The sequence below is a fragment of the Pseudomonas sp. FGI182 genome, assembly GCF_000511325.1.
In the GTDB taxonomy this organism is placed as follows: Bacteria; Pseudomonadota; Gammaproteobacteria; order Pseudomonadales; family Pseudomonadaceae; genus Aquipseudomonas; species Aquipseudomonas putida_Z.
On the sequence record NZ_CP007012.1, the window covers coordinates 3674596 to 3697979 of the forward strand.

The 23384-nt window shown below is 60.5% G+C and carries 29 protein-coding genes and 1 tRNA gene; 26 read left to right on the forward strand and 4 right to left on the reverse strand.

Features of this window, described 5'->3' with window-relative positions; genetic code table 11:
• Nucleotides 1-25: 25 nt before the first annotated feature.
• From C163_RS16245 to C163_RS16265, 5 genes are read left to right on the forward strand one after another with little or no spacing between them, the layout of a single operon-like run.
• Nucleotides 26-364 (forward strand): phage tail assembly protein, encoded by a 339-nt coding sequence (locus tag C163_RS16245; RefSeq protein WP_025339742.1) that lies wholly within the window; start codon nucleotides 26-28, stop codon nucleotides 362-364.
• An 8-nt stretch (nucleotides 365-372) separates the two neighbouring features.
• Nucleotides 373-492: a GpE family phage tail protein gene (locus tag C163_RS26605; RefSeq protein ID WP_025339743.1), complete on the forward strand. Its 120-nt coding sequence runs from the start codon at nucleotides 373-375 to the stop codon at nucleotides 490-492.
• On the forward strand, nucleotides 482-3880 hold the full coding sequence (locus C163_RS16255) for a phage tail tape measure protein (protein ID WP_025339744.1): 3399 nt from the start codon (nucleotides 482-484) through the stop codon (nucleotides 3878-3880). Before C163_RS26605 ends, C163_RS16255 begins: the two co-directional genes overlap by 11 nt.
• Before the next feature lie 6 nt (nucleotides 3881-3886).
• Nucleotides 3887-4327, forward strand: a complete 441-nt coding sequence (locus C163_RS16260; protein ID WP_025339745.1) for a phage tail protein — start codon at nucleotides 3887-3889, stop codon at nucleotides 4325-4327.
• Entirely contained in the window at nucleotides 4324-5595 is a 1272-nt protein-coding gene (locus tag C163_RS16265; RefSeq protein WP_025339746.1) for a phage late control D family protein, read from the forward strand. The genes C163_RS16260 and C163_RS16265 overlap by 4 nt, the downstream gene beginning before the upstream one ends.
• Before the next feature lie 4 nt (nucleotides 5596-5599).
• Here C163_RS16265 and C163_RS16270 read toward each other — a convergent pair whose 3' ends face one another.
• The 3 genes from C163_RS16270 to C163_RS16280 form a co-directional block, all read right to left on the reverse strand.
• A complete protein-coding gene (locus tag C163_RS16270) occupies nucleotides 5600-6943 on the reverse strand; it encodes a hypothetical protein (protein ID WP_155951632.1) in 1344 nt (447 codons plus the stop codon).
• Nucleotides 6944-7428: 485 nt separating this feature from the next.
• The gene (locus tag C163_RS16275) at nucleotides 7429-7776 is read right to left on the reverse strand and encodes a DUF2511 domain-containing protein (RefSeq protein ID WP_025339748.1); all 348 of its coding nucleotides are present in this window, start codon (nucleotides 7774-7776) and stop codon (nucleotides 7429-7431) included.
• Between the two features lie 13 nt (nucleotides 7777-7789).
• On the reverse strand, nucleotides 7790-8119 hold the full coding sequence (locus C163_RS16280) for a helix-turn-helix domain-containing protein (protein WP_256220371.1): 330 nt from the start codon (nucleotides 8117-8119) through the stop codon (nucleotides 7790-7792).
• 72 nt (nucleotides 8120-8191) lie between these two features.
• Here C163_RS16280 and C163_RS26610 point away from each other — a divergent pair, with 72 nt between their 5' ends.
• The 14 genes from C163_RS26610 to C163_RS16345 all read left to right on the forward strand — a co-directional run bounded on the left by C163_RS26610 (nucleotide 8192) and on the right by C163_RS16345 (nucleotide 18103).
• The gene (locus C163_RS26610) at nucleotides 8192-8401 is read left to right on the forward strand and encodes a DNA-binding protein (RefSeq protein WP_061551190.1); all 210 of its coding nucleotides are present in this window, start codon (nucleotides 8192-8194) and stop codon (nucleotides 8399-8401) included.
• A 29-nt stretch (nucleotides 8402-8430) separates the two neighbouring features.
• Nucleotides 8431-8904 carry a YmfL family putative regulatory protein gene (locus C163_RS16285; RefSeq protein WP_025339750.1) on the forward strand — a complete coding sequence of 158 codons (474 nt, stop codon included), beginning with the start codon at nucleotides 8431-8433 and terminating at the stop codon, nucleotides 8902-8904.
• Nucleotides 8901-9200, forward strand: a complete 300-nt coding sequence (locus C163_RS16290; RefSeq protein WP_025339751.1) for an ogr/Delta-like zinc finger family protein — start codon at nucleotides 8901-8903, stop codon at nucleotides 9198-9200. The genes C163_RS16285 and C163_RS16290 overlap by 4 nt, the downstream gene beginning before the upstream one ends.
• Nucleotides 9197-9571 (forward strand): hypothetical protein, encoded by a 375-nt coding sequence (locus C163_RS16295; protein ID WP_025339752.1) that lies wholly within the window; start codon nucleotides 9197-9199, stop codon nucleotides 9569-9571. The genes C163_RS16290 and C163_RS16295 overlap by 4 nt, the downstream gene beginning before the upstream one ends.
• 69 nt (nucleotides 9572-9640) lie before the next feature.
• Nucleotides 9641-9886 (forward strand): hypothetical protein, encoded by a 246-nt coding sequence (locus tag C163_RS16300; RefSeq protein ID WP_025339753.1) that lies wholly within the window; start codon nucleotides 9641-9643, stop codon nucleotides 9884-9886.
• Nucleotides 9887-9897: 11 nt separating this feature from the next.
• A complete protein-coding gene (locus tag C163_RS16305) occupies nucleotides 9898-12621 on the forward strand; it encodes a toprim domain-containing protein (protein ID WP_025339754.1) in 2724 nt (907 codons plus the stop codon).
• A gap of 47 nt (nucleotides 12622-12668) precedes the next feature.
• Nucleotides 12669-13283: a hypothetical protein gene (locus C163_RS27745; protein WP_025339755.1), complete on the forward strand. Its 615-nt coding sequence runs from the start codon at nucleotides 12669-12671 to the stop codon at nucleotides 13281-13283.
• Complete coding sequence (locus C163_RS16315) at nucleotides 13280-13495, forward strand: hypothetical protein (protein ID WP_025339756.1); 216 nt, start codon at nucleotides 13280-13282, stop codon at nucleotides 13493-13495. The genes C163_RS27745 and C163_RS16315 overlap by 4 nt, the downstream gene beginning before the upstream one ends.
• Nucleotides 13496-13548: 53 nt before the next feature.
• Nucleotides 13549-14136: a hypothetical protein gene (locus C163_RS16320; RefSeq protein WP_025339757.1), complete on the forward strand. Its 588-nt coding sequence runs from the start codon at nucleotides 13549-13551 to the stop codon at nucleotides 14134-14136.
• Nucleotides 14133-14492: a hypothetical protein gene (locus C163_RS16325; protein ID WP_025339758.1), complete on the forward strand. Its 360-nt coding sequence runs from the start codon at nucleotides 14133-14135 to the stop codon at nucleotides 14490-14492. The genes C163_RS16320 and C163_RS16325 overlap by 4 nt, the downstream gene beginning before the upstream one ends.
• A gap of 59 nt (nucleotides 14493-14551) precedes the next feature.
• The gene (locus C163_RS16330) at nucleotides 14552-14821 is read left to right on the forward strand and encodes a hypothetical protein (protein WP_025339759.1); all 270 of its coding nucleotides are present in this window, start codon (nucleotides 14552-14554) and stop codon (nucleotides 14819-14821) included.
• Nucleotides 14818-15021 (forward strand): hypothetical protein, encoded by a 204-nt coding sequence (locus C163_RS16335; RefSeq protein WP_025339760.1) that lies wholly within the window; start codon nucleotides 14818-14820, stop codon nucleotides 15019-15021. Before C163_RS16330 ends, C163_RS16335 begins: the two co-directional genes overlap by 4 nt.
• A complete protein-coding gene (locus C163_RS16340; protein ID WP_025339761.1) occupies nucleotides 15011-16816 on the forward strand; it encodes a DNA cytosine methyltransferase in 1806 nt (601 codons plus the stop codon). The genes C163_RS16335 and C163_RS16340 overlap by 11 nt, the downstream gene beginning before the upstream one ends.
• Before the next feature lie 117 nt (nucleotides 16817-16933).
• Nucleotides 16934-18103 (forward strand): site-specific integrase, encoded by a 1170-nt coding sequence (locus tag C163_RS16345; protein ID WP_025339762.1) that lies wholly within the window; start codon nucleotides 16934-16936, stop codon nucleotides 18101-18103.
• 121 nt (nucleotides 18104-18224) lie between these two features.
• Here C163_RS16345 and C163_RS16350 read toward each other — a convergent pair.
• Nucleotides 18225-18312, reverse strand: a tRNA-Ser gene (locus tag C163_RS16350).
• A 134-nt stretch (nucleotides 18313-18446) separates the two neighbouring features.
• On the opposite strand from C163_RS16350, the gene C163_RS16355 reads away from it, so the two are divergent.
• From C163_RS16355 to C163_RS16385, 7 genes are all read left to right on the forward strand, one after another.
• Nucleotides 18447-19118, forward strand: coding sequence for a Bax inhibitor-1/YccA family protein (locus C163_RS16355; RefSeq protein ID WP_003251184.1), 672 nt, complete (start codon nucleotides 18447-18449; stop codon nucleotides 19116-19118).
• A gap of 318 nt (nucleotides 19119-19436) precedes the next feature.
• Complete coding sequence (locus C163_RS16360; RefSeq protein WP_013973275.1) at nucleotides 19437-20816, forward strand: nucleobase:cation symporter-2 family protein; 1380 nt, start codon at nucleotides 19437-19439, stop codon at nucleotides 20814-20816.
• 184 nt (nucleotides 20817-21000) lie between these two features.
• Nucleotides 21001-21393, forward strand: a complete 393-nt coding sequence (gene tusD / locus C163_RS16365; protein WP_025339763.1) for a sulfurtransferase complex subunit TusD — start codon at nucleotides 21001-21003, stop codon at nucleotides 21391-21393.
• Between the two features lies 1 nt (nucleotide 21394).
• The gene (tusC, locus tag C163_RS16370; protein WP_025339764.1) at nucleotides 21395-21754 is read left to right on the forward strand and encodes a sulfurtransferase complex subunit TusC; all 360 of its coding nucleotides are present in this window, start codon (nucleotides 21395-21397) and stop codon (nucleotides 21752-21754) included.
• Nucleotides 21754-22050 (forward strand): sulfurtransferase complex subunit TusB, encoded by a 297-nt coding sequence (gene tusB / locus C163_RS16375; protein WP_025339765.1) that lies wholly within the window; start codon nucleotides 21754-21756, stop codon nucleotides 22048-22050. Before tusC ends, tusB begins: the two co-directional genes overlap by 1 nt.
• Nucleotides 22047-22382 (forward strand): TusE/DsrC/DsvC family sulfur relay protein, encoded by a 336-nt coding sequence (locus C163_RS16380; protein ID WP_025339766.1) that lies wholly within the window; start codon nucleotides 22047-22049, stop codon nucleotides 22380-22382. Before tusB ends, C163_RS16380 begins: the two co-directional genes overlap by 4 nt.
• The gene (locus C163_RS16385; RefSeq protein ID WP_025339767.1) at nucleotides 22379-23383 is read left to right on the forward strand and encodes a glycosyl transferase family protein; all 1005 of its coding nucleotides are present in this window, start codon (nucleotides 22379-22381) and stop codon (nucleotides 23381-23383) included. The genes C163_RS16380 and C163_RS16385 overlap by 4 nt, the downstream gene beginning before the upstream one ends.
• Nucleotide 23384: the final 1 nt, after the last annotated feature.

Below are 23384 nucleotides of genomic sequence, written 5' to 3' on the forward strand. Positions count from 1 at the left end.
CCCCTGACAGAACACTGGAGCCAACATGGAAATTACCGAAGCCACCACCGCCGCAGCCACTGCCGAAGCCAGACAGCTGAACGACAACCAGGTCGAGCTGGACACCCCGATCCAGCGTGGCAAAACCGAAATTGCCGTCATCACGCTGCGCAAGCCGACCGCAGGCGAGCTGCGCGGTATCCACCTGTCCGAGTTGCTGCAGATGGATGTGGCGAGCCTGATCAAGCTGATCCCGCGCATCAGCGAGCTCAATGAGTACGAGGCCGGCCGCCTGGACCCTGCCGACCTGGTCGCTGTGGGCGTGAAAGTCTCCGGTTTTTTGCTGCAGAAGCGGATGAAGACGGACGCGTCCCTCGTTGCGTAGAAGATGCCATGGCCGATGTGGCCGTGGTTTTCCACTGGACGCCGAGCGACATGGACGGGCTCGGCGTGAAGGAACTGATGGACTGGCGCGAGCGGGCGCGGTTGAGGAGTAGCAACAATGGCCAATGACCTGCGCCTAGAAGTGGTGTTGAGCGCGATCAACAAAGCCACCGCACCGCTGCGCCAGATCAGCCAAGGCAGCCAAGAGACTGCCAAAGCCCTCAAGGCTGCCCGGGACAGCCTCAAGGAACTGAACGCCCAGCAGAAGGATGTGAGTGCTTGGCGTTCCCAGCTCACCGAAGCCCGCAAGACCGCCGATGCCCTGAACGCGACCAAGAGCCGCGTCCAGGAGCTGGCCGGCGCGCTGCGCGACCAGGAGCGTGCAGTCCAACCACTCCAGGCAAGCTATGACAAGCTCCAGGGCGAAACCTCTGCCCTGAACGATCGCCACAAATCCCTTACCACGCAGCTGAAGCAAACCCGCGAGCAGGCGCGAGCGGCCAACCAGGTATGGCAAGAAAACCGCAAGCGCATCAGGGACCTGGGCGAGCAGATTGGCAGGACCAACCAGCCCACAGAGCAACTGCGCAACGAATATGCGGCCCTTGTTACCCAGCAGCAGGCGCAATTGACGCTGGTGCGCCAGCTCAGCGGTAGCCAGAAGGAATTACAGCAGCAACACCGTGCCAGCGCGGCCGAAGCCCGTGAGCATCGCGAGCGCCTGTCGGCGCTTGGCAACGAACTGCAAGAAGCCCGTGCACCAATGCAGGGGCTCAACCAGGAGTTCCGCACCGCCCTGCGCGAGGCGCGGGCCCTGAAATCCCAGCATTCCTCACAAGAGCAGGGCCTCCAGGCTCTGCGCGCCAAGCTGTCGGCCGCGGGGATCAGTACTCGCGACCTGGCAAGCCATGAGCGCAAGCTGCGCGACCAGATCAGCGCCACCAACGAAGCCATCAGCGCCCAGACCAAGCGCATGGACCAGCTGGCGGCCAAGCAGGCGAAGCTGGCCAAGGCCCGTAGCGAGCTGGAAAAAGCACAACGCCTGGGAGCGAGCATGGCCGGTACCGGCGCGGCCGCCCTGGCCACCGGTTACGCCGCAGCACAGCCGGTGAAGGCTGCGATTCAAGCCTTTGCGCCCAACGAGGATTCGGCCACACAGCTGAAGGTCTCGATGATGGGCAGCAACGGCCAGGTGGCCGAAGACTTCCAGAAGATCACCGACCTCGCCACTCGCCTGGGCGATCGTCTGCCCGGTACCACGGCCGACTTCCAGAACATGATGACCATGTTGCGTCGGCAGGGCCTGAGCGCACAGAGCATTCTTGGCGGTACCGGTGAAGCGGCCGCCTACCTGGGCGTGCAGTTGAAGATGCCGGTGGAAGAATCCGCTGAGTTCGCAGCGAAAATGCAGGACGCTACACGCACATCTGAAAAAGACATGATGGCGTTGATGGACACCATTCAGCGCGGGTTCTATGCCGGCGTTGACCCAGGCAACATGCTGCAAGGCTTCAGCAAAATCGCGCCGGTGATGGACGTCATCAAGAAAACCGGCATTGAAGCGGCCAAAGAGCTTGGGCCTTTGCTGATCATGATGGACCAGGCCGGCATGGAGGGTGGCGCTGCCGGTAACGCCTACCGCAAGATTTTCCAGGCTGGCCTGGACAAGGGCGGGGTCGAGGATGTCAACGACTCGACCGCGTTGAAAAGCCGAGGAATCAAGCTCAACTTCACAAACGACGATGGCAACTTCGCGGGCCTGGAGAACCTCTACAAGCAGATCGAGAAGCTCAAGGTACTCAACGACGAAGACCGTACAGCGACGATCAAGTCGCTGTTTGGCGACGACGCTGAGACCGTGGCCGTCCTCAACACCATGATGAACAAAGGCCTGGCCGGGTATCAGGAGGTGCAGCAAAAGCTCCAGGACCAGGCCGACTTGCGTACTCGCGTCAACGAGCAACTGGGAACGCTGAGCAACATCATGGAAGCGGCCGAGGGCAGCTTCACCAACGCCATGGCCGAGTTTGGTGCGGCAGTCGCCCCGGAACTCAAGGGTCTGATTTCCTCGCTGGGCGAAATGGCAGCCAGCGTCGGCGCTTGGGCCCGGGAGAACCCTGGGCTGGCGGGCGGCCTGGTGAAGGTTGTTGCGGCCGTCGCAGTGCTCGCCGCTGGTTTCGGGGCCCTGGCAATCACCATGGCCAGTTTGCTCGGCCCCTTCGCCATGGTGCGCTATGGCATGACGCTGTTCAGCGTGAAGGGCGCCGGCGTGCTGCCGGTGGTCGCGAAGCTGGCCAGCGTGTTCAGCGGTGGACTGCTGACGGCAATTCGCGCTGTCAGCATCGCCTTGTGGGGCTTGGCCACGAACCCTGTAGCGATGGCCATTGCTGCTGTCCTCGCCGTGCTGGCTGGCGGGGCGTACCTGCTCTACCAGAACTGGGACCAGGTCAAAGCGTATTTCGCGAACTCCTGGGCCGAAATTCGCGCGGGCTTCGGTGCTGGAATCGGCGGCATTCTCACCGTTTTGGCCAACTTCAACCCGATCGGACTGATCTATCAGGCCTTCGCGGGGGTGCTGAATTACCTAGGCATCGAGCTGCCGACCCGCTTCACCGAGTTCGGCAGCATGATCGTCAACGGCCTGGTCAATGGACTGCTGGCAGGGCTGGGACAGATCAAGAGCGCCATTGGCAATCTCGGCGATTCAGCAATCGGCTGGTTCAAGGAGAAGCTCGGCATCCACAGCCCATCACGGGTATTTGCCGAGCTGGGTGGTTTTACGACCGAGGGCCTGGCCGTCGGTGTCAATGCCGGCGCAAAAGCTCCGCTGGATGCCGTCGCTCGCATGGGGCAAGACCTGACGAAAGCCGGTCAGTTCGACCTGCAGGCCAACGCGCCAGAAGTCGCGGCGAGTAAGGGTCTGGTTACGAGCGCAAGCAGTTTAGGCGCGCAGTTGGCCCAAGCCGGGACGCTGGACAAAAACTTTGCGGTGGCCGGCGCTGATCAGGCGATTCCAGCGAACGTTGCCGAACTGAATAGCCAGTTGGCCAAGGTCGGTCGCCTGGACATCCAAGGTGCAGTGCCACCGGCCGGATCGGACCAGCAGCGCCCTGCCGAAGTACTCAGCCTGAGCAAGCAACTGGCCAACGTCGCATCACCTGACGTCCAGGTATTGGTGCCCAAGGTCGACACCAGCCGACCAGTTGCCGAGGTCGTCAGCCTGAGCAAGCAGTTTGCCAACATGGGCCAACGGGATCTGCAGGCTGTTGCTCCCCAGGTCGGTACCAGCCAATCCCTAGCAGCGAACGCTGCACCTGGTATCACCCTCGACAGCCGGCCACCTATTGCGGGCGCAGCGCCCAGCATCAGCGACAGCCACGACGTCATCACCATCAACATTCACCCGGAACCTGGTATGGACCCACAAGCCATTGCCCGTGCTGTCAGCGCAGAACTGGATCGCCGCAACAGCGAGAAATCTGCCCGTCAGCGCAGCCGCCTTTCTGACCAGGAGTAACCCACCATGATGCTCGCCCTGGGCATGTTCGTATTCAGCCTGCACACCCTGGCCTACCAGGAAATGCAGCGACAAACCGATTGGCGACACGCTGCGAACAACCGTGTCGGAGCGCAGCCGGCACGGCAGTTCCTCGGCCGCGGCGAAGATGCCATTACGCTCCCAGGATTGCTGCTGCCCGAGCTGGCGGGCACCACCGTCAGCCTTGATGCCTTGCGCCAGATGGCCGATACGGGCAAGGCCTGGCCGCTGGTTGAAGGAACGGGCCGATTGCTTGGTCTCTGGGTGATCGAAAGCCTGAGCGATAACCGAACTATCTTCTTCCGAGATGGCGCTGCCCGGCGCATCGACTTCACCATCAGCCTCAAGCGCATCGATGACGGTCGCATCGACCTGCTCGGTTCCGGATTGAGCGGCGGCCTGAACATTCTGCGAGGCCTGATGTGATTGACGCGGCTATTTCGAAGGTCACCGGCTACCTACGCGATGCAATTGATGGATTGCAGCGAGACGCTGCCTATCCGGTACCGGCGTTTCGCATCACCGTGGACGGGAACGATATCGCCATGCGAATCGCGCCACGCCTCATGAGCCTGCAATTGACCGACAACCGGGGGCTCGAAGCGGATCAGCTGAGCATTACGCTCAGCGACCACGACGGCCTGCTGACGATCCCGCCCCGTGGAGCCGTGATACGCCTCTGGCTCGGCTGGAGCGACACAGGGCTTGTCGACAAGGGCAGCTACATCGTCGATGAAACAGAGCACAGTGGCGCACCGGACGTCCTGAGCATCCGAGCCCGATCGGCGGATCTGCGCAAGGGCCTCAAGACCAAGCGCGAGCGCAGCTGGAGCACCACAACGCTCGGCAAGGTCCTACGCGACGTTGCCCTGGGTAACGGACTCACCGCAAAGATAGCCGGCACGCTGGCCGACCAAACGATCCACCAGCTGGACCAGGCCAACGAGTCCGATGCCAACCTGCTGACCCGTCTCGGCGAGGACTTCGATGCGGTGGCCACCGTGAAAGCGGGTTGCCTGGTGTGCCTGCCGGCAGGTGGAGGCAAGACCGTCAGCGGCCTGAGCCTGCCACACATCACCCTCACCCGCCGTGACGGCGACCAGCACCGCTTCCTCCAGGCAGATCGCAACAGCTACGACGGTGTGCGCGCCTACTTCTACGACGTCAACAGCACGAAAAAGCAGGAAGCGATCGCCGGGGGCGGCGAAAACCTTAAGGACCTGCGGCACACTTATAGCGACCGTCAGTCCGCGTTGCGGGCCGCCAGGGCAGAGCTGAACCGCTTGCAGCGGGGTAGCGCAACGCTCAGCTATACGCTGGCCAAAGGCCTGCCAGACCTGATCCCCGAACTGACGTACACGCTCCAGGGGGTAAAGGCCGAAATCGACGAAATCATCTGGTACGGCGGCAACGTGCAACACAGCCTGACGGACAGTTCCGGTTACACAGTCAGCCTGGAGCTAGAAAGCAAGTTGCCGGAGGACAGCGTTGATGGCCTCTTCGAGGACGGCGTGAAAGGCAAAATCGAATACACCGGCATTATCGCGTTCTACCGAGACACGGCCACCGGGCAACAGAAGTCGGTCAGAGCTGGCGACCAGACGAGGCCGAGGCGACTGCGCCATGTATATGTGAGTGAAAAGAACGCTCGGCGGGCTGCCGAGCGCGAATTGACACGTCTACAACAAGGTTGATTAGCTAATTTTGCTTTATAGATTTGAGCACTAGCTCAATAGGTGTCGAGAAAGCGGCCTCTGCAGCAGCTACGTTGGGATTAGACGCCCTGAATATCCCTTCAAGAACCAAACGCCGATCCTCTGCCGAATCCAATTTATTTTCACCCAGCAAAGCCAGATAAGTCTTTGTAAGAGTGATTTTCTCTGCGGCATCCAACTCCATTTGAGAATGGATATTAAATTGTCGCAACCCCAACCTAATCAGAGTACCGAAAATTGTTAGCAGCAGCACAGCACCCACCATATCAATTACGAAGGTAGCCATAGCCGGAACCGCCGCGTCCTGAGCCAATTTTTCGACAGCACTGCTAGCCTCCTTGCTCTTGGGCACGTTTGTTTCTGGCATATCTGACACAGTAGCCTGCGAAGTCTTGACAGGTTCATTCATATGGAACTGTTTCGAAATCCCACTCATCCCATAATAGAATGCCACCACGACAAACATGAAGAACATTCCAAAAACAACGCCCAAGAAAGCATTCTTCTTGGCTTCCTTATGATACGTTTCCCTAGAAGCCCAGTATGTTACTGAAGCTGCCAAATCAACATTATCATGGTACGCCGCTTTAGCTGCGGCTACATCCTCAACCGCACCTGTAAACTCTCGACGGGCTCCTGCTGTAACACGCGCCAACAATCCTTTATATCGATACAGTCGGCGTTCAAATCTCCGCGCTTGCCTCACGTGTTGATTATTCGACGCCACCCTAGAACTCGCAGCATCGTTTTCAGCTTCCTCAATCATCCGCCTTATGGAACCGACCGAAAGCTGATACTCTTCCTGGAACTTTTCATACAAAGAGAACGCAGCGTCCTTTGCAGCGCTATTTTTCATTCCTTTAACGTCAATCAAGCTATGAGCGATGGTCGCGCCCAATGCACGCTCCCGCTCAAAGCCCAACATCGCTTGAAAGCTAACAGCGTCGCCAGCGGATATTTTTACCAAGCGATTTTCTGACAAATAATAAAGAGCAAAAGCAGCAACTATCGCCCCATGCTCTTTTCGAGCTCTATCAATTAGCTTACCTTCCGGGCTAGACGCTTCAATATAGAAAAAATCATTGCCACCCAACTCATCTTCGAAGGATTCGCCCTCAGGAAGAGCAGAGGCTCTCGAACGCACAGATTCGAGCGGCTTCGTGTAACTAAACCTATAAAGATCCTGCAGCATACTAAATCTAACGTTAGAAGTACTCAGCCACGACCAGTATTCTTTCTCTTCATTCAAAAAGGAAAAAATCCCATTTAGATCGCGAAACTTCTTCGCTTTATTATTAATTTTTACCACATACGTAGGCTGACCCATAGTCTCACCAAATAATTATCACGCCAAAATTTAACCAACTTACCGAAAATGCGCCCCAGCACTTATACAAACATCACCACACTTTCCGCGCTATATCATCGACACCAATTCATCATGTCACTAAACTTTAACTCAGCAACCCACCACTTTCCCCTACTCACTAAAAAGCCCGACTCATGCCGGGCTCTCCTTTTATCTAGCTGCGAGCAACGCATCCAAAAAGCGAATTATATCCTTACGCCCCTGCTCATCTAACTGCCTGAACATTTTAATTACTAGCCACTCGCACTGAGTAAGCTGAAATGCCTCACGCGTTTTAGACTGGTTGCATTGCACCTCATTTTTCACCGACATGTTTCACTCCACTCCACACGTTCGAATGCCCGGTACCAACCTCGGCACCGACCGAAGCATTCGGGGAATGTGAGATGTCCAGCACGTTTCGGTGTGCCACTAGTCAATCTCTCGATCAGGACAGAAAAAATCTAGGACTGGGGGCAAAGCTCAATGGCTTGCTGCGAAATAGTCAGGTAGTCCGCTGGAACGCCCTCGATCCAGCGACTTGGCTTCAAAACCCTCTTGACCTCAAGCCAGCCGCGTTGCTGAGCGAAACGCTTTGCACTAGCGTTTAACGCATAAAAGCTACCATCAGGTGCTTTCATAAATGCTTTCGGGGGATTTGGCTCACAAAATAACTGCACACTGGAAACGGTGAACGGCCAATCATCACCAAAGTCCTTAGCACTTACCTCTTTGCCTTCGTCCTGGCCGCTGCACCCAACCAATGCGAAGGCTGCTAACAATAGGCCCGTGCCCACCATTTCCTTGAGCATTTTTCACTCCTTGTTACTTGCGACTGAATGCGGCGAGTAGCCGTCCAACGGCGCCTCGATCTTCCGCACCGAGAGCACGAATCTGCCGCAGCGTCTCCATCTCGTCAGCTGCGATTGACTCCTCTGGGGAGGGGACTCGCTGCCCTGTAACCACGTAGAGGACGTCAACGCCCTGTTGAGCAGCAGCTGCCAGATAATTTGCGTCCGGGCTCCGCTCGCCTTTCTCATAGTTGTATTGAGTATTTTTTGATGCCCCTGCCAGGGCAGCAAACTCGGTCTGATTGAGACCCAAGCGCTCTCGTTCTTCTTTAAGGCGTTCGCCAATTCCCACAAACGTCTCCATAGACGATTGACTTTCCCTCATTTGAGGGAAATAATCATCACGCCATCACACGAAATCACACGAAACGAGACTATGCCGAACACCTACCCCACCGAGCAAGCATGCCGGGAAGCGCGCGCTCGCCTCGCGCAACAAGGAATTTCAGCGAAAGAGTGGGCTGAGAAGCATGACCTCAACCCATCCACCGTGTACGCGGTCCTGAACGGCCAGAAAAAGTGCCTCCGGGGTGAAGCGCACCGTGCAGCAGTACTGCTCGGCATCAAACCCGGTCCTGAAAATTAAGCCCCCTGGCTCAAGGAGGAAACCAGAACATGAAGCGCCCAGTTCTAGAAACCCTTCGCCAGGTGGTGAGCGCAGTGGTGTGCGCCTACCCCGGCGGTCGTGAATGCGCAGCTCCCCGTCTCGGTTACGAACTCAAGCAATTCGATAACCGCGTTTACGAGAACGCCGGTAGCCGCCCACTAACCTACGACCAGATCCACCTACTGGAAACCGATGCCGGTACCACACACCTGCCCGAGTTCATCGCCAAGATGTACGGCGGCATGTTCGTGCCGCTCATCCAGCCCGAAGACCTGGACAACGTCGAGCTGTACCAGCGCTCAGTGCGGGCTGCCGCCAAGCGTGGGGTAGTCGACCAGATCATCGCCAAGTCCCTGGAAGACGGCGTCATCGAGGAAGACGAAGCCAAATTCATCATGGATGCGCACCACCAGTACCTCTCCGCACGCACGGCCGAGGTCACAGCGACCATCCAGTTGCACACGAAGGGGGATTCGAATTGAGCACCTACAAGCTCGTTTGCCCCCACTGCTCCAGCCGCATGCGCATCCGCACAAGCGAAGGCAAACACATCTTCCTGCGGATCGCTTACCTGCAATGCGCGAACGAGGGTTGTGGCTGGTCCGTACGGGCGCAGTTCGAAATGACCCACGAAATGAGCCCGAGCGGCATGCCGAACCCCACGGTTCGCCTGCCGGTCGCTCCGGTGGCCATGCGCCGCCAAGCGATGAAAACCGCTGCTGCTGACGATCACCCCGACCTGCTGGACCAGCTGGACATGGAGGAAGCTACCGCATGAACGCCATCGCCCTGACCACCAACCCCGAAACCGATTACCGCGCTGCCATGCAGCAGGCCGCCGTGGCCTTCCTGTTCCGCCGGGAGGGCCTTCACCTTGCTGGCGACCACCAGGTGCTGGAGAACTGCAGCCGCTACTTGGCGCAGTCGCTGGAAGTGCCAGCACACCTCGTGCAGCGCATCGCTGAGCTGGCCGTCGCTGAGTTCGAGAGCAAGACCACGGGGCGCTTGAAGCTCCTGGGAGTATGCCCGACCAGCGGGATCTTTCGCGCGCAGTTGATCTTGCTGGATACCACGACCCAGCAACGGCACCTGGTGCCGGCACGCTACCTGCCGCGGCGTATGCGGCAGACCTGCAACATCTCGAAGTAACCCGAACAACCCCCTTCCCGATGCCCCGTTCTGCGTGGGTAAGGGGAAACTGCATTCCATTGGTGGCATATGAGCAAGATCAACCTCCAAATTGAGCTGGACGAGCAGCAGGCCAAGCACTACCTGCAATGGCTCACCAGCCAGTTCAACCTGACCATGGCCGACGTCTGGTATTCCGACCGCTACCGCAATGTACCGGTCGGTAAGCGTGGCCCGAAGGTTCTGGCGGATGTACCCCACCTCTCCGGCATCTGCCGCACCCGCAAAGCGCTTGAGCAACAGCTCGCAGCTACTGGCCCGGAGCGTGCGCAGTGAACCGCAAGCCCATGGAACACAGCCTGCGCGCCGAAGTACTTCGGCGCCTGCAGGATCAGTACGGCCTCAAGCCCATGGCCGGTACTCAATACCTGCGCAAGGGGACCTGCCCCAACTGCGGCAAAAAAGAGCTGTACTCGCGCCAGGACGAGCCCTGGTTCATCAAGTGCGGCCGTGAGAGCAAATGTGGCGAGCAGTGGCATGTCAAAGAGCTGTTCGATGACCTATTCGATGACTACAGCAAGCGCTACCCCGCCACCCAGGAATCTCCTCGAGCATCGGCAAACGCCTATTTGCAGAACGCCCGCGGCTTTGACCTGGACCTCGTCAAAGGCTGGTACACCCAGGAAAACTACTGGGATCGCAATCTCGGGATTGGCAGCGCCACAGTTCGTTTCAACCTGGAGCACGGCGGCTATTGGGAGCGCCTGATCGACCAGCCGCACCGGTTTGGCAAGAAAAAAGCACGTTTTGCGCCCGGCCAATCACCTAAAGGCTACTGGTGGTGCCCGCCAACGGTTGATCTGCTGGAATTGGACGAGTTGTGGATCGTCGAGGGTATTTTCGATGCCATCGGCCTGCTGCATCACGACATGGACGCCGTATCGGCCATGAGTTCGGGCGCGTTCCCGTTCGAATCGCTCAAGGCGCTGGCCGAGCTGCGTCGCGGCCATGGCAAGAAGCTCCCGCGCCTGGTATGGGCCTTGGACAATGAACCAGGCGCCCATCGTTTCACACGCAAGCATGCAGCACTGGCCCGCGAGCTGGGATTCACCTGCGAGGCAGCCCAGATTCCACAGAATGGCCGAAAGGTGGACTGGAACGACCTGCACCAGCGCTGGAACTTCATCGACGCTGACAAGCGCCAAGAGCGGATTGATCGAGACCTGCGCGAGGCGCGTTATCACGGCAGCTTGCTGCTGGCCGACAGCGCAGCCGAGAAAGGCGTACTGATGTACGACTGGCGCGAGCGCCAGGAATTTCACTTCTCCTACGAGAACCGCCTCTACTGGTTCAAGATGGATGTGGAGAAGTTCAACAAGGCGCTCCAGCAGCTGGACGAGTCCGAGCGGCAGGAAGACTTGGTCCTGACTGATCGCCAGCGCCGCGACAAGGCGTTGCGCCAGTGCGGTGCGGTGATCGAGATCGCCAACTGCTACCCGCAAGCGTTGTATTTCCAGCGCAATGAGGTAACGGACGAGTCCTGGTACTACTTCCGCGTCGATTTCCCGCACGACGAGCCGAGCGTGCTGAACACCTTCACCGGTGGGCAGGTCACCACCCCCAGCGAATTCAAGAAGCGTCTGGTCGGCATGGCAGCCGGCGCTTACTTCACCGGCAGCGCCTCCCAGCTCGATCGGATCATGCAGCAGCAGCTGTTCGCCCTGAAGACCGTCAAGACCATCGACTACGTCGGTTACAGCAAGGAATACGGCTGCTATGTGTTCGGCGACCTGGCTGTGCGCGGTGGTGTGCTCGAGCAGGCCAATGCCGAGGACTACTTCGAATTCAAAGGCCTACGCCTCAAGTCGCTGCAGAAGTCGATCAAGCTCGAAATAAACCGGGACGTCTCGGCCTACCGCCCCGAGTGGTTCAAGTGGTTATGGACCTGTTTCAACACCCAAGGCGTTATCGCCCTCGCCTTCTGGTTCGGTTCGTTGTTCGCTGAGCAGATCCGCGCCGAGTTCCAGTCGTTCCCGTTTCTGGAGGTGACCGGCGAGGCCGGCGCCGGTAAGTCCACCCTTCTGATGTTCCTGTGGAAGCTCATGGGGCGCCAGGATGAGGAAGGCGACGACCCTATCAAGATGACCAAGGCGGGCCTGCGTCGTTGGCTGAGCCAAACCTCGGGCATGCCTGTGGTAATGCTGGAGGCCGACCGCAGTGACGCCGAGACAGGGGCGGCCAAGTCCTTCGACTTTGACCAGTTCAAGCCGTTGTTCAACGGCCGCGGCCTGGGCCTGACCGGGGTGAAGAACGGTGGCAACGACACCAACGCCCCGCCCTTCCGCGCAACGCTGGTATTCAGCCAGAACGCCTCGGTCGTTGCGTCCGAGGCCATCCTTACTCGTATCGTCAAGCTGCACTTCGTGCGCCCGGAGGTCACCAGCGACAGCCGTGCGGCCGCTGACAACCTGAACCACCTGCAGGCCAGCGAAGTGAGCCACTTCCTGCTGATGGCAGCCAAGGCTGAGCAGAAGGTGATGGAAATCTTCCGTGCCCAGGTAAAGGTGCATGAGCAGGCACTGCGCGAAATGCGCGAGATCCGCATCGAGCGGATCATCAAGAACCACGCCCAGATGATGGCTCTGGTAGACGCGCTGCGAGTGGTCGTACCGATGACCGACAGCCAGCACGAAGGCACCCTTCGCGAGCTGCGCGCCATGGCTGTTGGCCGCCAGTTGGCCGTCAACTCTGACCCGAAGGAAGTGGCCGAATTCTGGGAAGTGTTCGACTACCTCGAGTCGCTCAGCGACGAGCCAGTGGTCGACCACAGCAAGAACGCGGAACTGATCGCAGTTCACCTGAACGAGTTTTGCGAACGGGCCGCCGAACACAAACAGAAGCTCGCCGACGCAACCACCCTGCGCAACCTACTGCGCAACAGCAAATCGCGCCCCTTTATCGACGCTAACCGAGCAGTCGATAGCGCCGTGCGTGCGGCGTTCAACAGCCGTACCACCAGTGCGAACACACGACCCACCACCGTCAAGTGCTGGACCTTCAAGGCCGGCTGAACAGCTCTGGCGCTGCAACGCCGAGCAAAAACCCAAGGAGAAACGACATGTACCTAAGCAAAATCGAAGGCCCAGCTGGCTCTGGCAAAACCACGAAACTGCGCAAGCTGGCAGAGGAAAAGCGGCTCGAAAATCACATTCTCGTGGCTCCGCAGATGAGCGCGGAGGCGCTCAAGCGAGCTGTGCGCCAGCTGGTGTGGCGCGGGGCAAAGGACCTGTTCATCGATGAGTGCCCGAAAAGCTTACTGGACGAAATCGTTGAGATCGTGGTGGATCTGCCGGGCTCTATGCACATCACTTTGCACGTAGTCGTCGATCCGACTCCACCAGCCCCAAGCAGCCGAATCGTTTTCGATGAGTTTTTCGCCTACCAGGACGAGCGGCCCGGCATTCGCGAAGCGGGCACTCAAGCGCTTGCCCGCCTTGTTCCGGTGGCACTGCGTGACACGGGCCAGAGCCGCACGGTAGGCCGCTTCCTGCTCGGGTTGTACAACGGGCATGAGTTCCCGTTCACCCTCACCGACCTGCGCAGCCTGGATGCAGGCCTGTTCGACGACTGTATCGCCGTACTGCGCCTCGACAACGTCCCCGAGCTTGAAGTCCACGAGTACCTACCGAAGGGCCGGATGATCTTCAACCAGCTGCGCGAGTACTGGGGATGAAGTGGCAGGCGAAGCGCAACCAGGACGGCCAGGTCATCCCGCGTTGCTGGGTAACCGACAGCGGCTACACCGTGGCCGAGTGCCGGCTTCCGCACTCGCGGTACCCGGTGACCCGTCCAGGCTCCTCCCTGCCATTCGCCTATGCCGACAGCCGAGAAGAGGTTGTCCAGGTCATCACGACAGACATGCAGGCCTGCGCGGCCAGCGAATAACCAGAACGCCGGCCAGCTGCAACTGGTCGGCGATCTCCCCAAGGAGAAACGACATGCACCACTACTACAAATCCGAGGCTCCCGAGGTGGTGGCCACAGTCCAGGAGTTCTACCAGGCGAAAGACCAGCTGAATGAGCGCCTGGCCGAGTTGGGCAAAATATTCGGGGGTGCTATCGCCCCGATGCACGACGTTACCTCGCACTTCGCCGGTGGCGTGAAACTCTCCGCCAGTCCTGAACTGGACGTCCACTGGCGCCGCCCTGACGAGTATGGCTACCGGAGCCTGCGTCATAAGGCAGTACCGCCAAAGGGCATTACAAAGGAGCAGCGCGCTGCGATCCGGGGTGAGCACGATCGTCTGTGCGAGCAGTGGAAAGCGAATTGCCCGCCTCCTCTGGACCGCCTTGATTACTGGGACCGACTGAGCGTGAACACCGGCAACCTCTTGCTCTACGGCGGCGCCTTCTTTGTGCACCGGAACATCGCCTATTTCGCCCTTGGCTTCGAGATCAATAAGGCCGACCACGAAGAGAAGGTCGCTGCGGGCAAACCCACATCTGGCTGGATCAGTGGGGCCATCGAGCTCCTGCCCAGCGAGTATGAGGCAGCCCGCTTGGCGAAAGTCGGGGGTGCAGCATGAGCTCGCTGGACAAGCTGAACTTAATGCTGGGGTTCACGGTGTGGGCCGAAGAGCACGGCTATGACCTGAGCGCTGATGCCAATGGAAACCCGACCAACGTGGAAACCCGTGCGGCCTGGCTCGGGTTCGAGGCGGCACATGGCCCCGCCGGCTGCCGCTCCCCTGGCCAGCAGCTCTATGCGCGGATCAAAAGAACCAGCGAATACGCGCACCAGAGCGACAAGTTGTTCCCTGTTCGAGTAGGCAAACCACCCTACGGAAACTTTGCTGTCCACGGCGGACCCGGCGGCGTTTACCCGATCCGTGACGTCGAGTTCTACATCATCGATGACGGTAAGCAGTACCGCCTCAAGTAACCAGGTGGCGCCGAGGAGCTGCAACTCCCCGGCGCCGACCAACCCCAAGGAGAAACGACATGCAAGTAGAAACCCCCGAAGTTGGCGCTGAGCAGGCTACCACACCCGCTTTCAAGCCAGGCGACAAGGTTACCTTCACTGAGATCCGGCGTGGTGCAAAGACAATCCGTATGACCTCCAAGGAGGCCACCATCGTACGCATCCTCGGCACCACAGCCATCGTCAAGTACCGCAACGGCCACAACGTAGCCATCCAGGTATCGGAGCTGACCCCGGCAGGGCAGCGCAATGCGCTGACCCGCGCCTTGCTCGGGGAGGCCTCGGCGTGAACCAACAAATCCGTCCTCGCCTGGCCAGCCACTCGCTGGACCTGCCCAACCACTGCGATATCTGCAAAAAAGCTCGCTCGACCAGGAAGCATCAGCGCTGCAGCAAGATCCGCCAGCAACGTATGTCGGTGGAGTGGGAGGCCTATATGGCCAATGTCGAGGCCAAGAAGGCACAAAAGGGGCGCCGCTATGCTCGCTAAGCGAAAGCTGTATCACTTCCACTTCTGCTGCGGCCTGGGTGGCGGAGCGAAGGGCTTCAACAGGGCCAAGCCCATTGTCGGCAACATGCAGGCCGAGTGGGAATGCATCGGCGGTGTGGACGTTGACCCAGCCGGCCTGGCCGATTTCGAACGACTGAGCGGCGTGAAAGGTACGCTGATTGATCTGTTTACCCGCGACCAGTACATCCGCTTCCACGGCAAAGAGCCACCACCAGGTTGGCGCGAAGCAACGCCGGAAGATATCCGGCGTGCCGCCGGCGGCCGACGCCCCGACGCGGTGTTCATCAGCTCCCCATGCAAAGGTGCCAGCGGCCTGCTGTCCGAAACCATGAGCATGACCCCGAAGTACCAGGCCCTTAACGAACTGACACTGCGGTGCATCTGGCTTTTCGGCGAGGCCTGGCGGGATGACCCGGTACCGTTGCTGGTGTTCGAGAACGTGCCGCGACTGGCCAGCCGTGGCCGGCACCTGCTGGACCAGATCGGAGCGCTGCTCAGCCACTTCGGCTACGCGGTTGCCGAAACTACCCACGACTGTGGCGTTATCGGCGGTCTGGCCCAGAGCCGCAAGCGCTTCCTGCTGGTGGCGCGCAACGTAGAGAAGGTGCCACCGTTCCTGTACGAGCCAGAAAAGAAGAGCCTGCGGGCCGTGGGAGACATCCTCGGCCGCATGCCGCTGGCTGGGGATATCGAGCAGGCCGGCCCCATGCACCGGGTGCCAGCCCTGCAGTGGAAGACCTGGGTTCGTCTGGCCCTGGTCGAGGCAGGCAAGGACTGGCGCAGCTTGAACGACTTGGCGATCGAGGATGGCTACCTGCGCGACCTGATCATCGTTCCCCAGTTCCGTGACGGCTTCCTCGGCGTGAACGATTGGGCCGAGTCTGCCGGTACCGTGGCGGCCCGCAGCGGGCCAACCAATGGCAAGTTCTCCGTCGCCGACCCGCGTGCCAAAGCTGGTGCACTGCAGTACCAGCAGTACGGCGTGCGGCGCTGGCAGGACACCAGCGGCGCGGTGATCGGCGTCAAGAGCCCAGGGCAAGGCACATTCAGCGTTGCGGACCCGCGCCGAGGTGGAGAAGGCTTCGGCAAATACCAGGTGACGCCGTTCGCTGGTACCGCCAACACGGTGATTGCTGGCAGCACCACAGGCCAAGGGGCATATGCCGTGCAGGACCCGCGCTATCACAACTGGCACCCAGGCGCGTCGAGCCGCAAGCTCAATGTGGTAGCCATGAACCAGACCGCTGGCACCGTGACCGGCTCGCAGCAGGTGGCCAGTGGCGCACTGTCGATCGCTGACCCGCGCCCGGGCATGCGCCGCAGCAAGGGCGATGCCTACCTTACTGGTGGCCACTACGGTGTTGTCCCATGGAATGGCCAGGCCGGCGCCGTTTCTGCCAGCGCAATGCACGACAACGGACGGTGGAGCATTGCAGATCCGCGCCTGCCCGAGGCCAACGACCGACTCACCTGCGTCATCGAATCACTCGACGGAACCTGGCACCGCCCCTTCACCACCCTGGAGCTGGCCGCGCTGCAAAGCCTGGTCGAGCCCGAGGAGCAGCTGGAGCTAGATGGCTTGAGCGATCAGGCCTGGCGAGAGCGTATCGGCAATGCGGTACCGCCAGCAGCGGCGGAAGCAATCGCCCATGTAATGGGCACCACCCTGCTCCTGGCCGCCCAGGGCGAAACCTTCATGCTCAGCAGCATGCCGATATGGGTACGCCCTGTGGCAGTTGGCCTGAGCGTTGCGCATAGAGAAATCGCCGGGTGAGTGCGATGAACTTGCATACCAAGAACTGACGCCCCGGACTTCTAGGCCTGGAAACAGGCCTTGATGTCATCACGGCCCATACACTGGGCCGTATCTTCGTTTTCGAGTGAAAAAATAATGGCAGCTGGAGTCGAAGTACGCGGCAATCATGTCCGCGTGTATTTCCGTTACCAGGGCGAGCTTTGCCGGGAGACCATTCCTGGGGACGCCTCGCCCGCAAACCTGGCTAATGCCGAGCGTCTGGTCGGGATTATCAATTACGAGATTGAGGCCGGCACGTTCAACTATGCCCGGCACTTTCCTGACTCGCCGCGAGTCAAGACCAACACCCTCGGCCACTACATCGACCTGTGGCTAGAGATAAAGGGCAACCAGATGGCAGCCAGCGGCTTCGCCATGTACCGCAGCCGCACCGAGAAGCACATTCGCCCACGCTGGGGCGATCAGCAGGCAGATCGCATCGATCATTTGGACATTCAACACTGGGTGCAAAGCGTGCTGATGCCCAAGCTGCACAACAAGACCGTACGCGAGATCGTCAGCCACCTGCGCCAGATCTTCCAGCTGTACCGTACCCGGAACCGCTTCGCGTTCGACCCGACTGATGGGATCACTATCTCGCTGCCAGACGCTGACGACCCAGACCCATTCACCCGGGAAGAAATCAACGCGATCCTGGAGCAGCAGACTGAACGGCAACAAGAAATCAACCTGACGGAATTCATGATCTGGACTGGCCCGCGGGTCAGCGAAGCGATTGCCCTGGCCTGGGAAGACGTCGACCTAGTGGCGGGTACCGTGGAGATTCGCCGCGCGAGGGTGGCCGGTCAGTACAAAGTGACCAAAACCCGGCGCTCTACGCGCAAGGTCAAACTGCTCGCTCCAGCCCTGCGCGCTTTGCAGGCGCAAGCCAAGTTCACCCAGCACATTGCGCCGGAACTGATCGAGGTCGTCGACCGCGACAATCGGACGGTGCGGGAACAGCGCGTGCGCTTTGTATTCCACAACAGTGCCACTGGTGAGCCGTACCGCTCTTCTGATGTTCTGCGGCATGGGTGGTGGATCACGCACCTGGAGAAAGCTGGCGTACGCCAGCGTGGGCCGAACACCTGCCGGCACACCTTCGCCAGCCAGATGCTGAGCAGTGGTATCGCCACGCCGGAGTGGATCGCGGATCAGATGGGGCACACATCGACGGCGATGATCTTCAAGCACTACGCGAAGTGGATCAGCGAGGACGGCCCTGATGTGGTGGGGTTGTTGAATCAGGCGCTCAGGTTGACCTGAACGCACAAAAAAAGGGGCCGCAAGGGCCCCTTTCTTCTGCCTGTCATTCCCAAAGTGTTCCCAAAACGCTCCCATTTGCGGGTTCAGCGGTGGCGAACATCAATGAAATCAAGCACTTGTATGGCGGAAGCGTAGAGATTCGAACTCTAGGATAGTTGCCCATCGACGGTTTTCAAGACCGTTGCCTTAAACCACTCGGCCACGCTTCCAGCTCGTTTTGCGGCCGCCATAATACCGTAATGAAACAAGCTGTCAAACTCTCTGTGTCGCGGGTTGCGGGAGCTCTGATAGACTCCTAGCATCTGAACGTCTGAAAACCACAGGTTTACCAAGGAGTGTCGCCATGCGCGAACAGGATTACGCCGTACACCACGGCCAGCAGGTCGAGCAGCAGGAGATCAGCAAGGTCCTGCGCAACACATACAGCCTGCTGGCGCTCACCCTCGCCTTCAGCGGTGTCATGGCCTTCGTGGCCCAGCAGATGCGCGTCGGCTACCCGAACGTGTTCGTGGTGCTGATCGGCTTCTACGGGCTGTTCTTCCTTACCAACAAACTGCGTGATTCGGCCTGGGGCCTGGTGTCCACCTTCGCCCTCACCGGCTTCATGGGCTTTATCCTCGGCCCTATCCTCAACCGCTACCTGGGCATGGCCGGTGGCGCTGAGGTGGTCAGCTCGGCATTTGCCATGACAGCCCTGGTGTTCGGCGGCCTGTCGGCTTATGTGCTGATTACCCGCAAGGACATGAGCTTCCTCAGCGGCTTCATCACTGCGGGCTTCTTTGTCCTGCTGGGTGCTGTCGTGGCCAGCTTCTTCTTCCAGATCAGCGGCCTGCAACTGGCGATCAGCGCTGGCTTCGTGCTGTTCTCGTCGGTCTGCATCCTGTTCCAGACCAGCGCGATCATTCACGGTGGCGAGCGTAACTACATCATGGCGACCATCAGCCTGTATGTGTCGATCTACAACCTGTTTGTGAGCCTGCTGCAGCTGTTTGGCATCATGGGTCGTGATGACTGATTGATTGCTGCAAGAGAAAGCCCGCTTCGGCGGGCTTTTTTTGTGGGCGCTCAACTCATCGATTTAGCTGGAGCCTTGTGGGAGCGGGCGAGCCCGCGAACACCGGCGAAGCCGGTGCCATACACCGAGTCGCATTCTTCGCGGGCACGCCCGCTCCCACAGGTTCGACACCTGGGAAAAAGCGCCCAATAACTGACCATAAAGTCAGATAACCAGGCAAATGGTCGTCGATCATGCCGCCATCGTGCTTTTCTCTACCCCAATTCGCCATCACCCCGTAGAATGCGCTCCTTTTTTCTTCCGGGGCAGCTTTTCGCAATGAGCTCACACGAACACAGCCCAGGCGCGGCGGCGCCTGCCAATGAACTGGTGCTTGGTCTTGAGGACAAGCCACGGCTGTTGATCGGCCTGCTGGCAGCACTGCAGCACCTGCTGGCGATCATCGTGCCGATCGTCACCCCTGGCCTGCTGATTTGCCAGGCGCTGGGGGTTTCCGCACGTGATACCAACCTGATCGTCTCCATGTCGCTGGTCATCTCGGGTATCGCCACCTTCGTCCAGTGCAAACGCTTCGGGCCGTTCGGTGCCGGGCTGCTGATCGTCCAGGGCACCAGCTTCAACTTCGTCGGCCCGCTGATTGCCGGCGGGGCGCTGATGGTCAAGCAAGGTACGCCGGTAGAAGGTGTGATGGCGGCCATTTTTGGCGTGGTAATCGCCGGCTCGTTCGTCGAGATGGGCGTGTCGCGCATCCTGCCCTTCGTCAAACGCCTGATCACCCCGCTGGTAACCGGCATCGTGGTGCTGATGATCGGCCTGACCCTGATCAAGGTCGGCCTGATCAGCATGGGTGGTGGCTTCGGCGCCATGGCCAATGGCACCTTCGCCAATGGCGAGAACCTGCTGCTGTCGGGCGTGGTGCTGGCGATCATCGTCATCCTCAACCGCATTCCGGTGGTGTGGATGCGCAGCTGCGCCATCGTTATCGCCCTGGCAGTCGGCTATGCGCTGGCCGGTTACCTGGGCCGCCTGGATTTCACCGGCATGCACGAAGCCGCGCTGTTCCAGGTGCCGACGCCGCTGCACTTCGGCCTGGGCTTCTCCTGGGCACTGTTCATCCCGATGCTGGTGATCTACCTGGTGACTTCGCTGGAGGCCATCGGTGACGTCACCGCCACCAGCAAGGTGTCGCGCCAGCCGGTCGAAGGGCCGGTGTGGATGCAGCGGATCAAGGGCGGTGTGCTGGTGAACGGGGCCAACTCGCTGCTGGCCGGTTTGTTCAACACCTTCCCGAGCTCGATCTTTGCCCAGAACAATGGCGTGATTCAGCTGACCGGGATCGCCAGCCGCCATATCGGTATGTGGATTGCCGTGATGCTGGTGCTGCTGGGGCTGTTCCCGAGCGTTGCCGGGGTGATCCAGGCGGTGCCGGAGCCGGTGCTGGGTGGTGCGGCCATGGTCATGTTCGGGGCGGTTGCGGCTTCGGGGATCAATATCCTGGCCAGCACTCGCCTGGACCGTCGTGCCCTGCTGATCATTGCTGTATCGCTGGCCCTGGGCCTGGGTGTGGCGCAGGTGCCGGAGTTCCTGGCGCACATGCCTGCAGCGATTCGCAATGTGCTGGAGTCGGGCGTGGCTACCGGGGGTATCTGTGCCCTGGTGTTGAACTGGTTCTTGCCGGAGAGCAAGGAACAGGCTTGAGCCTGGAGTCCTTCTGTCAGGGCCATGGGGCTGCTTTGCAGCCCGTCGCGACGCAAGGCCGCTCCTACACGAGGCCGCGTAGACCTGAAGATTGGTGCAAGACAGAAAGCCCGCCCCGCCATGCACAAGCGGGCGCGGGCTTTTTTGCTTTATCATGGCACCATTCCTTTTGCATGAGTTATCCATGAAATTCGCTATCGCGGTGTTCTCCCCGGCCCATGCGCCCTCCTCGCGGCGCGCCCTGCGCTACGCCGAGGCGGTGCTGGCCGGCGGGCATGAGATTGCCCGGCTGTTCTTCTACCAGGACGGGGTACACAGTGCCTCGGCCAACGTGGTCGCCCCCCAGGATGAGCTGGATGTTGCCAGCCAATGGCGCGCCTTCATTGCAGCCCACCAGCTGGACGCAGTGGTGTGCATCGCCGCCGCCCTGCGCCGTGGCGTGCTCGACGAGGCCGAGGCCAACCGCTACCAGCGCCCGGCCGTGAACCTGCCCAAGCCTTGGGAGCTGTCGGGGCTTGGCCAACTGCATGAGGCAGCGCAAGTTGCCGATCGCCTTGTCTGCTTCGGAGGCGACTGAAATGGCCAAATCCTTGTTGATCATCAGCCGCCAGGCGCCGTGGAACGGCCCATCGGCCCGTGAAGCACTGGACATCGCCCTGGCTGGCGGCGCGTTCGATCTGCCACTGGGCATGCTGTTCCTCGATGACGGCGTGTTCCAGCTCGCTGCGGACCAGCAGCCCACCGCCGTGCAACAGAAGAACCTGGCCGCCAACTTGCAGGCGCTGCCAATGTTCGGCGTCGAGGAACTGTTCGCCTGCAGCCACAGCCTCACTCGCCGCGGCCTGGCAGCCGACACTCTGACACTGCCGGTGCAAGTGCTGGACGACGCGGCCCTGACCGCACTGATCGCCCGTTTCGACCAGGTGGTAACGCTCTGATGACGACCCTGCATGTAATTGCCCACTCCCCGTTTGGCGACGAGCGCCTGGCCAGCTGCCTGCGCCTGCTCGGCACCGACGACGCCCTGCTGCTGTGCGGCGATGCTGTATATACCCTGCGCAGCGGCAGCGAACCGCACCGCCAGCTGCAAGCCGCCGGCCTGGCCCAGCGCCTGTTCGCCCTGGAAGAAGACGTGCAGGCCCGCGCGGTCGGCAACGAGCTGGCCAAGGCCGTGGCCTACGCCGAGTTCGTCGAGCTGTCGCTGCATTACGACAAGGTCAACAGCTGGCTATGAATACCCTCAACGTTGGCGATCAGGCGATCGCCCTGGACAAGGACGGCTTCCTGGTCGACCTGCAAGACTGGTCGCATGCCGCCGCCGAGGCTTTGGCCGCGCGCGAGGGCATCCCGTTGACGGCGGACCACTGGGAAATCCTCGAACTGCTGCGCCAGTTCTATCAGGAATACCAGCTGTCCCCGGCCACGCGCCCGCTGATCAAGTACACGGCCCTCAAACTGGGCCCGGACAAGGGCAACAGCCCGCACCTCAACCGCCTGTTCAACGGCACTCCCGCCAAACTGGCCGCCAAGCTGGCGGGCCTGCCCAAGCCGACCAACTGCATATGACAGAACCTCGCCCGCTTACCCTGGAAACCCCTGCCGAACACCCGTTCGCCGAGTTCGTGCGCATTCTTGGCAAAGGCAAGCGCGGCGCGCGTGGCCTGACCCTTGAAGAGGCCCGCACGGCCATGACCCTGCTGCTGGAAGGCAAGGTCGAAGATGCCCAGCTCGGTGCCTTTCTCATGCTGCTGCGGCACAAGGAAGAAAGCGCCGAAGAACTGGCCGGCTTCACCGAGGCCCTGCGCGCCCACCTGCAGGCGCCGCGCATCGCCGTTGACCTTGACTGGCCCACCTACGCCGGCAAGAAGCGCCACCTGCCCTGGTACCTGCTGGCTGCCAAATGCCTGGCCAACAATGGCGTGCGCATCCTGATGCACGGTGGCGGTGCGCATACCGCCGGGCGCATGTACACCGAGCAACTGCTGTCCTTGCTGGAAATTCCACTGTGCCGTGACTGGGCTGCGGTCAGCCGGGCCCTGGACCAGCAGCGCCTGGCCTTCTTCCCGCTGCAGGACTGGGCCCCGCAGTTGCAGCGCATGATCGACCTACGCAACACCCTGGGCCTGCGTTCGCCCATCCATTCGCTGGCCCGGGTGCTCAACCCGCTGGCTGCGCGTTGTGGCCTGCAGAGCATCTTCCACCCCGGTTACCAGGCGGTGCACCGCGAGGCCAGCCGCCTGCTGGGCGACCATGCCGTGGTAATCAAGGGTGATGGCGGCGAGATCGAGGTCAACCCCGATGTCATCAGCCATCTGTACGGCACCACCGCCGGCGAAGCCTGGGACGAGGAGTGGCCAGCGCTGAGCGAACGCCGCCATGTGAAGCCGCCAAGCCTGCAGCCCGAGCAATTGCTGGCGGTCTGGCGCGGCGAGGCCGAGGACAGCTACGGTGAATTGGCCGTGGTCGCGACCATCGCCCTGGCCTTGCGCGGCCTGGGCCAGGACCGCGAGCAGGCTTTCGCCACGGCACGTGGTTACTGGGGCGCACGCATCCAATCGAATAACTAGA

Excerpts from the sequence above, each read along its gene's own strand:
- C163_RS16380 (WP_025339766.1), top strand. The coding sequence starts at position 22,047 with ATGAATACCCTCAACGTTGGCGATCAGGCGATCGCCCTGGACAAGGAC.
- C163_RS16360 (WP_013973275.1), top strand. The coding sequence starts at position 19,437 with ATGAGCTCACACGAACACAGCCCAGGCGCGGCGGCGCCTGCCAATGAA.
- C163_RS16345 (WP_025339762.1), top strand. The coding sequence starts at position 16,934 with ATGGCAGCTGGAGTCGAAGTACGCGGCAATCATGTCCGCGTGTATTTC.
- C163_RS16280 (WP_256220371.1), bottom strand. The coding sequence starts at position 8,119 with ATGGAGACGTTTGTGGGAATTGGCGAACGCCTTAAAGAAGAACGAGAG.
- C163_RS16260 (WP_025339745.1), top strand. The coding sequence starts at position 3,887 with ATGATGCTCGCCCTGGGCATGTTCGTATTCAGCCTGCACACCCTGGCC.
- C163_RS27745 (WP_025339755.1), top strand. The coding sequence starts at position 12,669 with ATGTACCTAAGCAAAATCGAAGGCCCAGCTGGCTCTGGCAAAACCACG.
- C163_RS16325 (WP_025339758.1), top strand. The coding sequence starts at position 14,133 with ATGAGCTCGCTGGACAAGCTGAACTTAATGCTGGGGTTCACGGTGTGG.
- C163_RS16275 (WP_025339748.1), bottom strand. The coding sequence starts at position 7,776 with ATGCTCAAGGAAATGGTGGGCACGGGCCTATTGTTAGCAGCCTTCGCA.
- C163_RS16295 (WP_025339752.1), top strand. The coding sequence starts at position 9,197 with ATGAACGCCATCGCCCTGACCACCAACCCCGAAACCGATTACCGCGCT.
- tusB (WP_025339765.1), top strand. The coding sequence starts at position 21,754 with ATGACGACCCTGCATGTAATTGCCCACTCCCCGTTTGGCGACGAGCGC.
- C163_RS16285 (WP_025339750.1), top strand. The coding sequence starts at position 8,431 with ATGAAGCGCCCAGTTCTAGAAACCCTTCGCCAGGTGGTGAGCGCAGTG.
- C163_RS16300 (WP_025339753.1), top strand. The coding sequence starts at position 9,641 with ATGAGCAAGATCAACCTCCAAATTGAGCTGGACGAGCAGCAGGCCAAG.
- C163_RS16315 (WP_025339756.1), top strand. The coding sequence starts at position 13,280 with ATGAAGTGGCAGGCGAAGCGCAACCAGGACGGCCAGGTCATCCCGCGT.
- C163_RS16385 (WP_025339767.1), top strand. The coding sequence starts at position 22,379 with ATGACAGAACCTCGCCCGCTTACCCTGGAAACCCCTGCCGAACACCCG.
- tusC (WP_025339764.1), top strand. The coding sequence starts at position 21,395 with ATGGCCAAATCCTTGTTGATCATCAGCCGCCAGGCGCCGTGGAACGGC.
- C163_RS16245 (WP_025339742.1), top strand. The coding sequence starts at position 26 with ATGGAAATTACCGAAGCCACCACCGCCGCAGCCACTGCCGAAGCCAGA.
- C163_RS16305 (WP_025339754.1), top strand. The coding sequence starts at position 9,898 with ATGGAACACAGCCTGCGCGCCGAAGTACTTCGGCGCCTGCAGGATCAG.
- C163_RS16340 (WP_025339761.1), top strand. The coding sequence starts at position 15,011 with ATGCTCGCTAAGCGAAAGCTGTATCACTTCCACTTCTGCTGCGGCCTG.
- C163_RS16255 (WP_025339744.1), top strand. The coding sequence starts at position 482 with ATGGCCAATGACCTGCGCCTAGAAGTGGTGTTGAGCGCGATCAACAAA.
- C163_RS16270 (WP_155951632.1), bottom strand. The coding sequence starts at position 6,943 with ATGGGTCAGCCTACGTATGTGGTAAAAATTAATAATAAAGCGAAGAAG.
- C163_RS16355 (WP_003251184.1), top strand. The coding sequence starts at position 18,447 with ATGCGCGAACAGGATTACGCCGTACACCACGGCCAGCAGGTCGAGCAG.
- C163_RS16330 (WP_025339759.1), top strand. The coding sequence starts at position 14,552 with ATGCAAGTAGAAACCCCCGAAGTTGGCGCTGAGCAGGCTACCACACCC.
- C163_RS26605 (WP_025339743.1), top strand. The coding sequence starts at position 373 with ATGGCCGATGTGGCCGTGGTTTTCCACTGGACGCCGAGCGACATGGAC.
- C163_RS16320 (WP_025339757.1), top strand. The coding sequence starts at position 13,549 with ATGCACCACTACTACAAATCCGAGGCTCCCGAGGTGGTGGCCACAGTC.
- tusD (WP_025339763.1), top strand. The coding sequence starts at position 21,001 with ATGAAATTCGCTATCGCGGTGTTCTCCCCGGCCCATGCGCCCTCCTCG.
- C163_RS26610 (WP_061551190.1), top strand. The coding sequence starts at position 8,192 with ATGCCGAACACCTACCCCACCGAGCAAGCATGCCGGGAAGCGCGCGCT.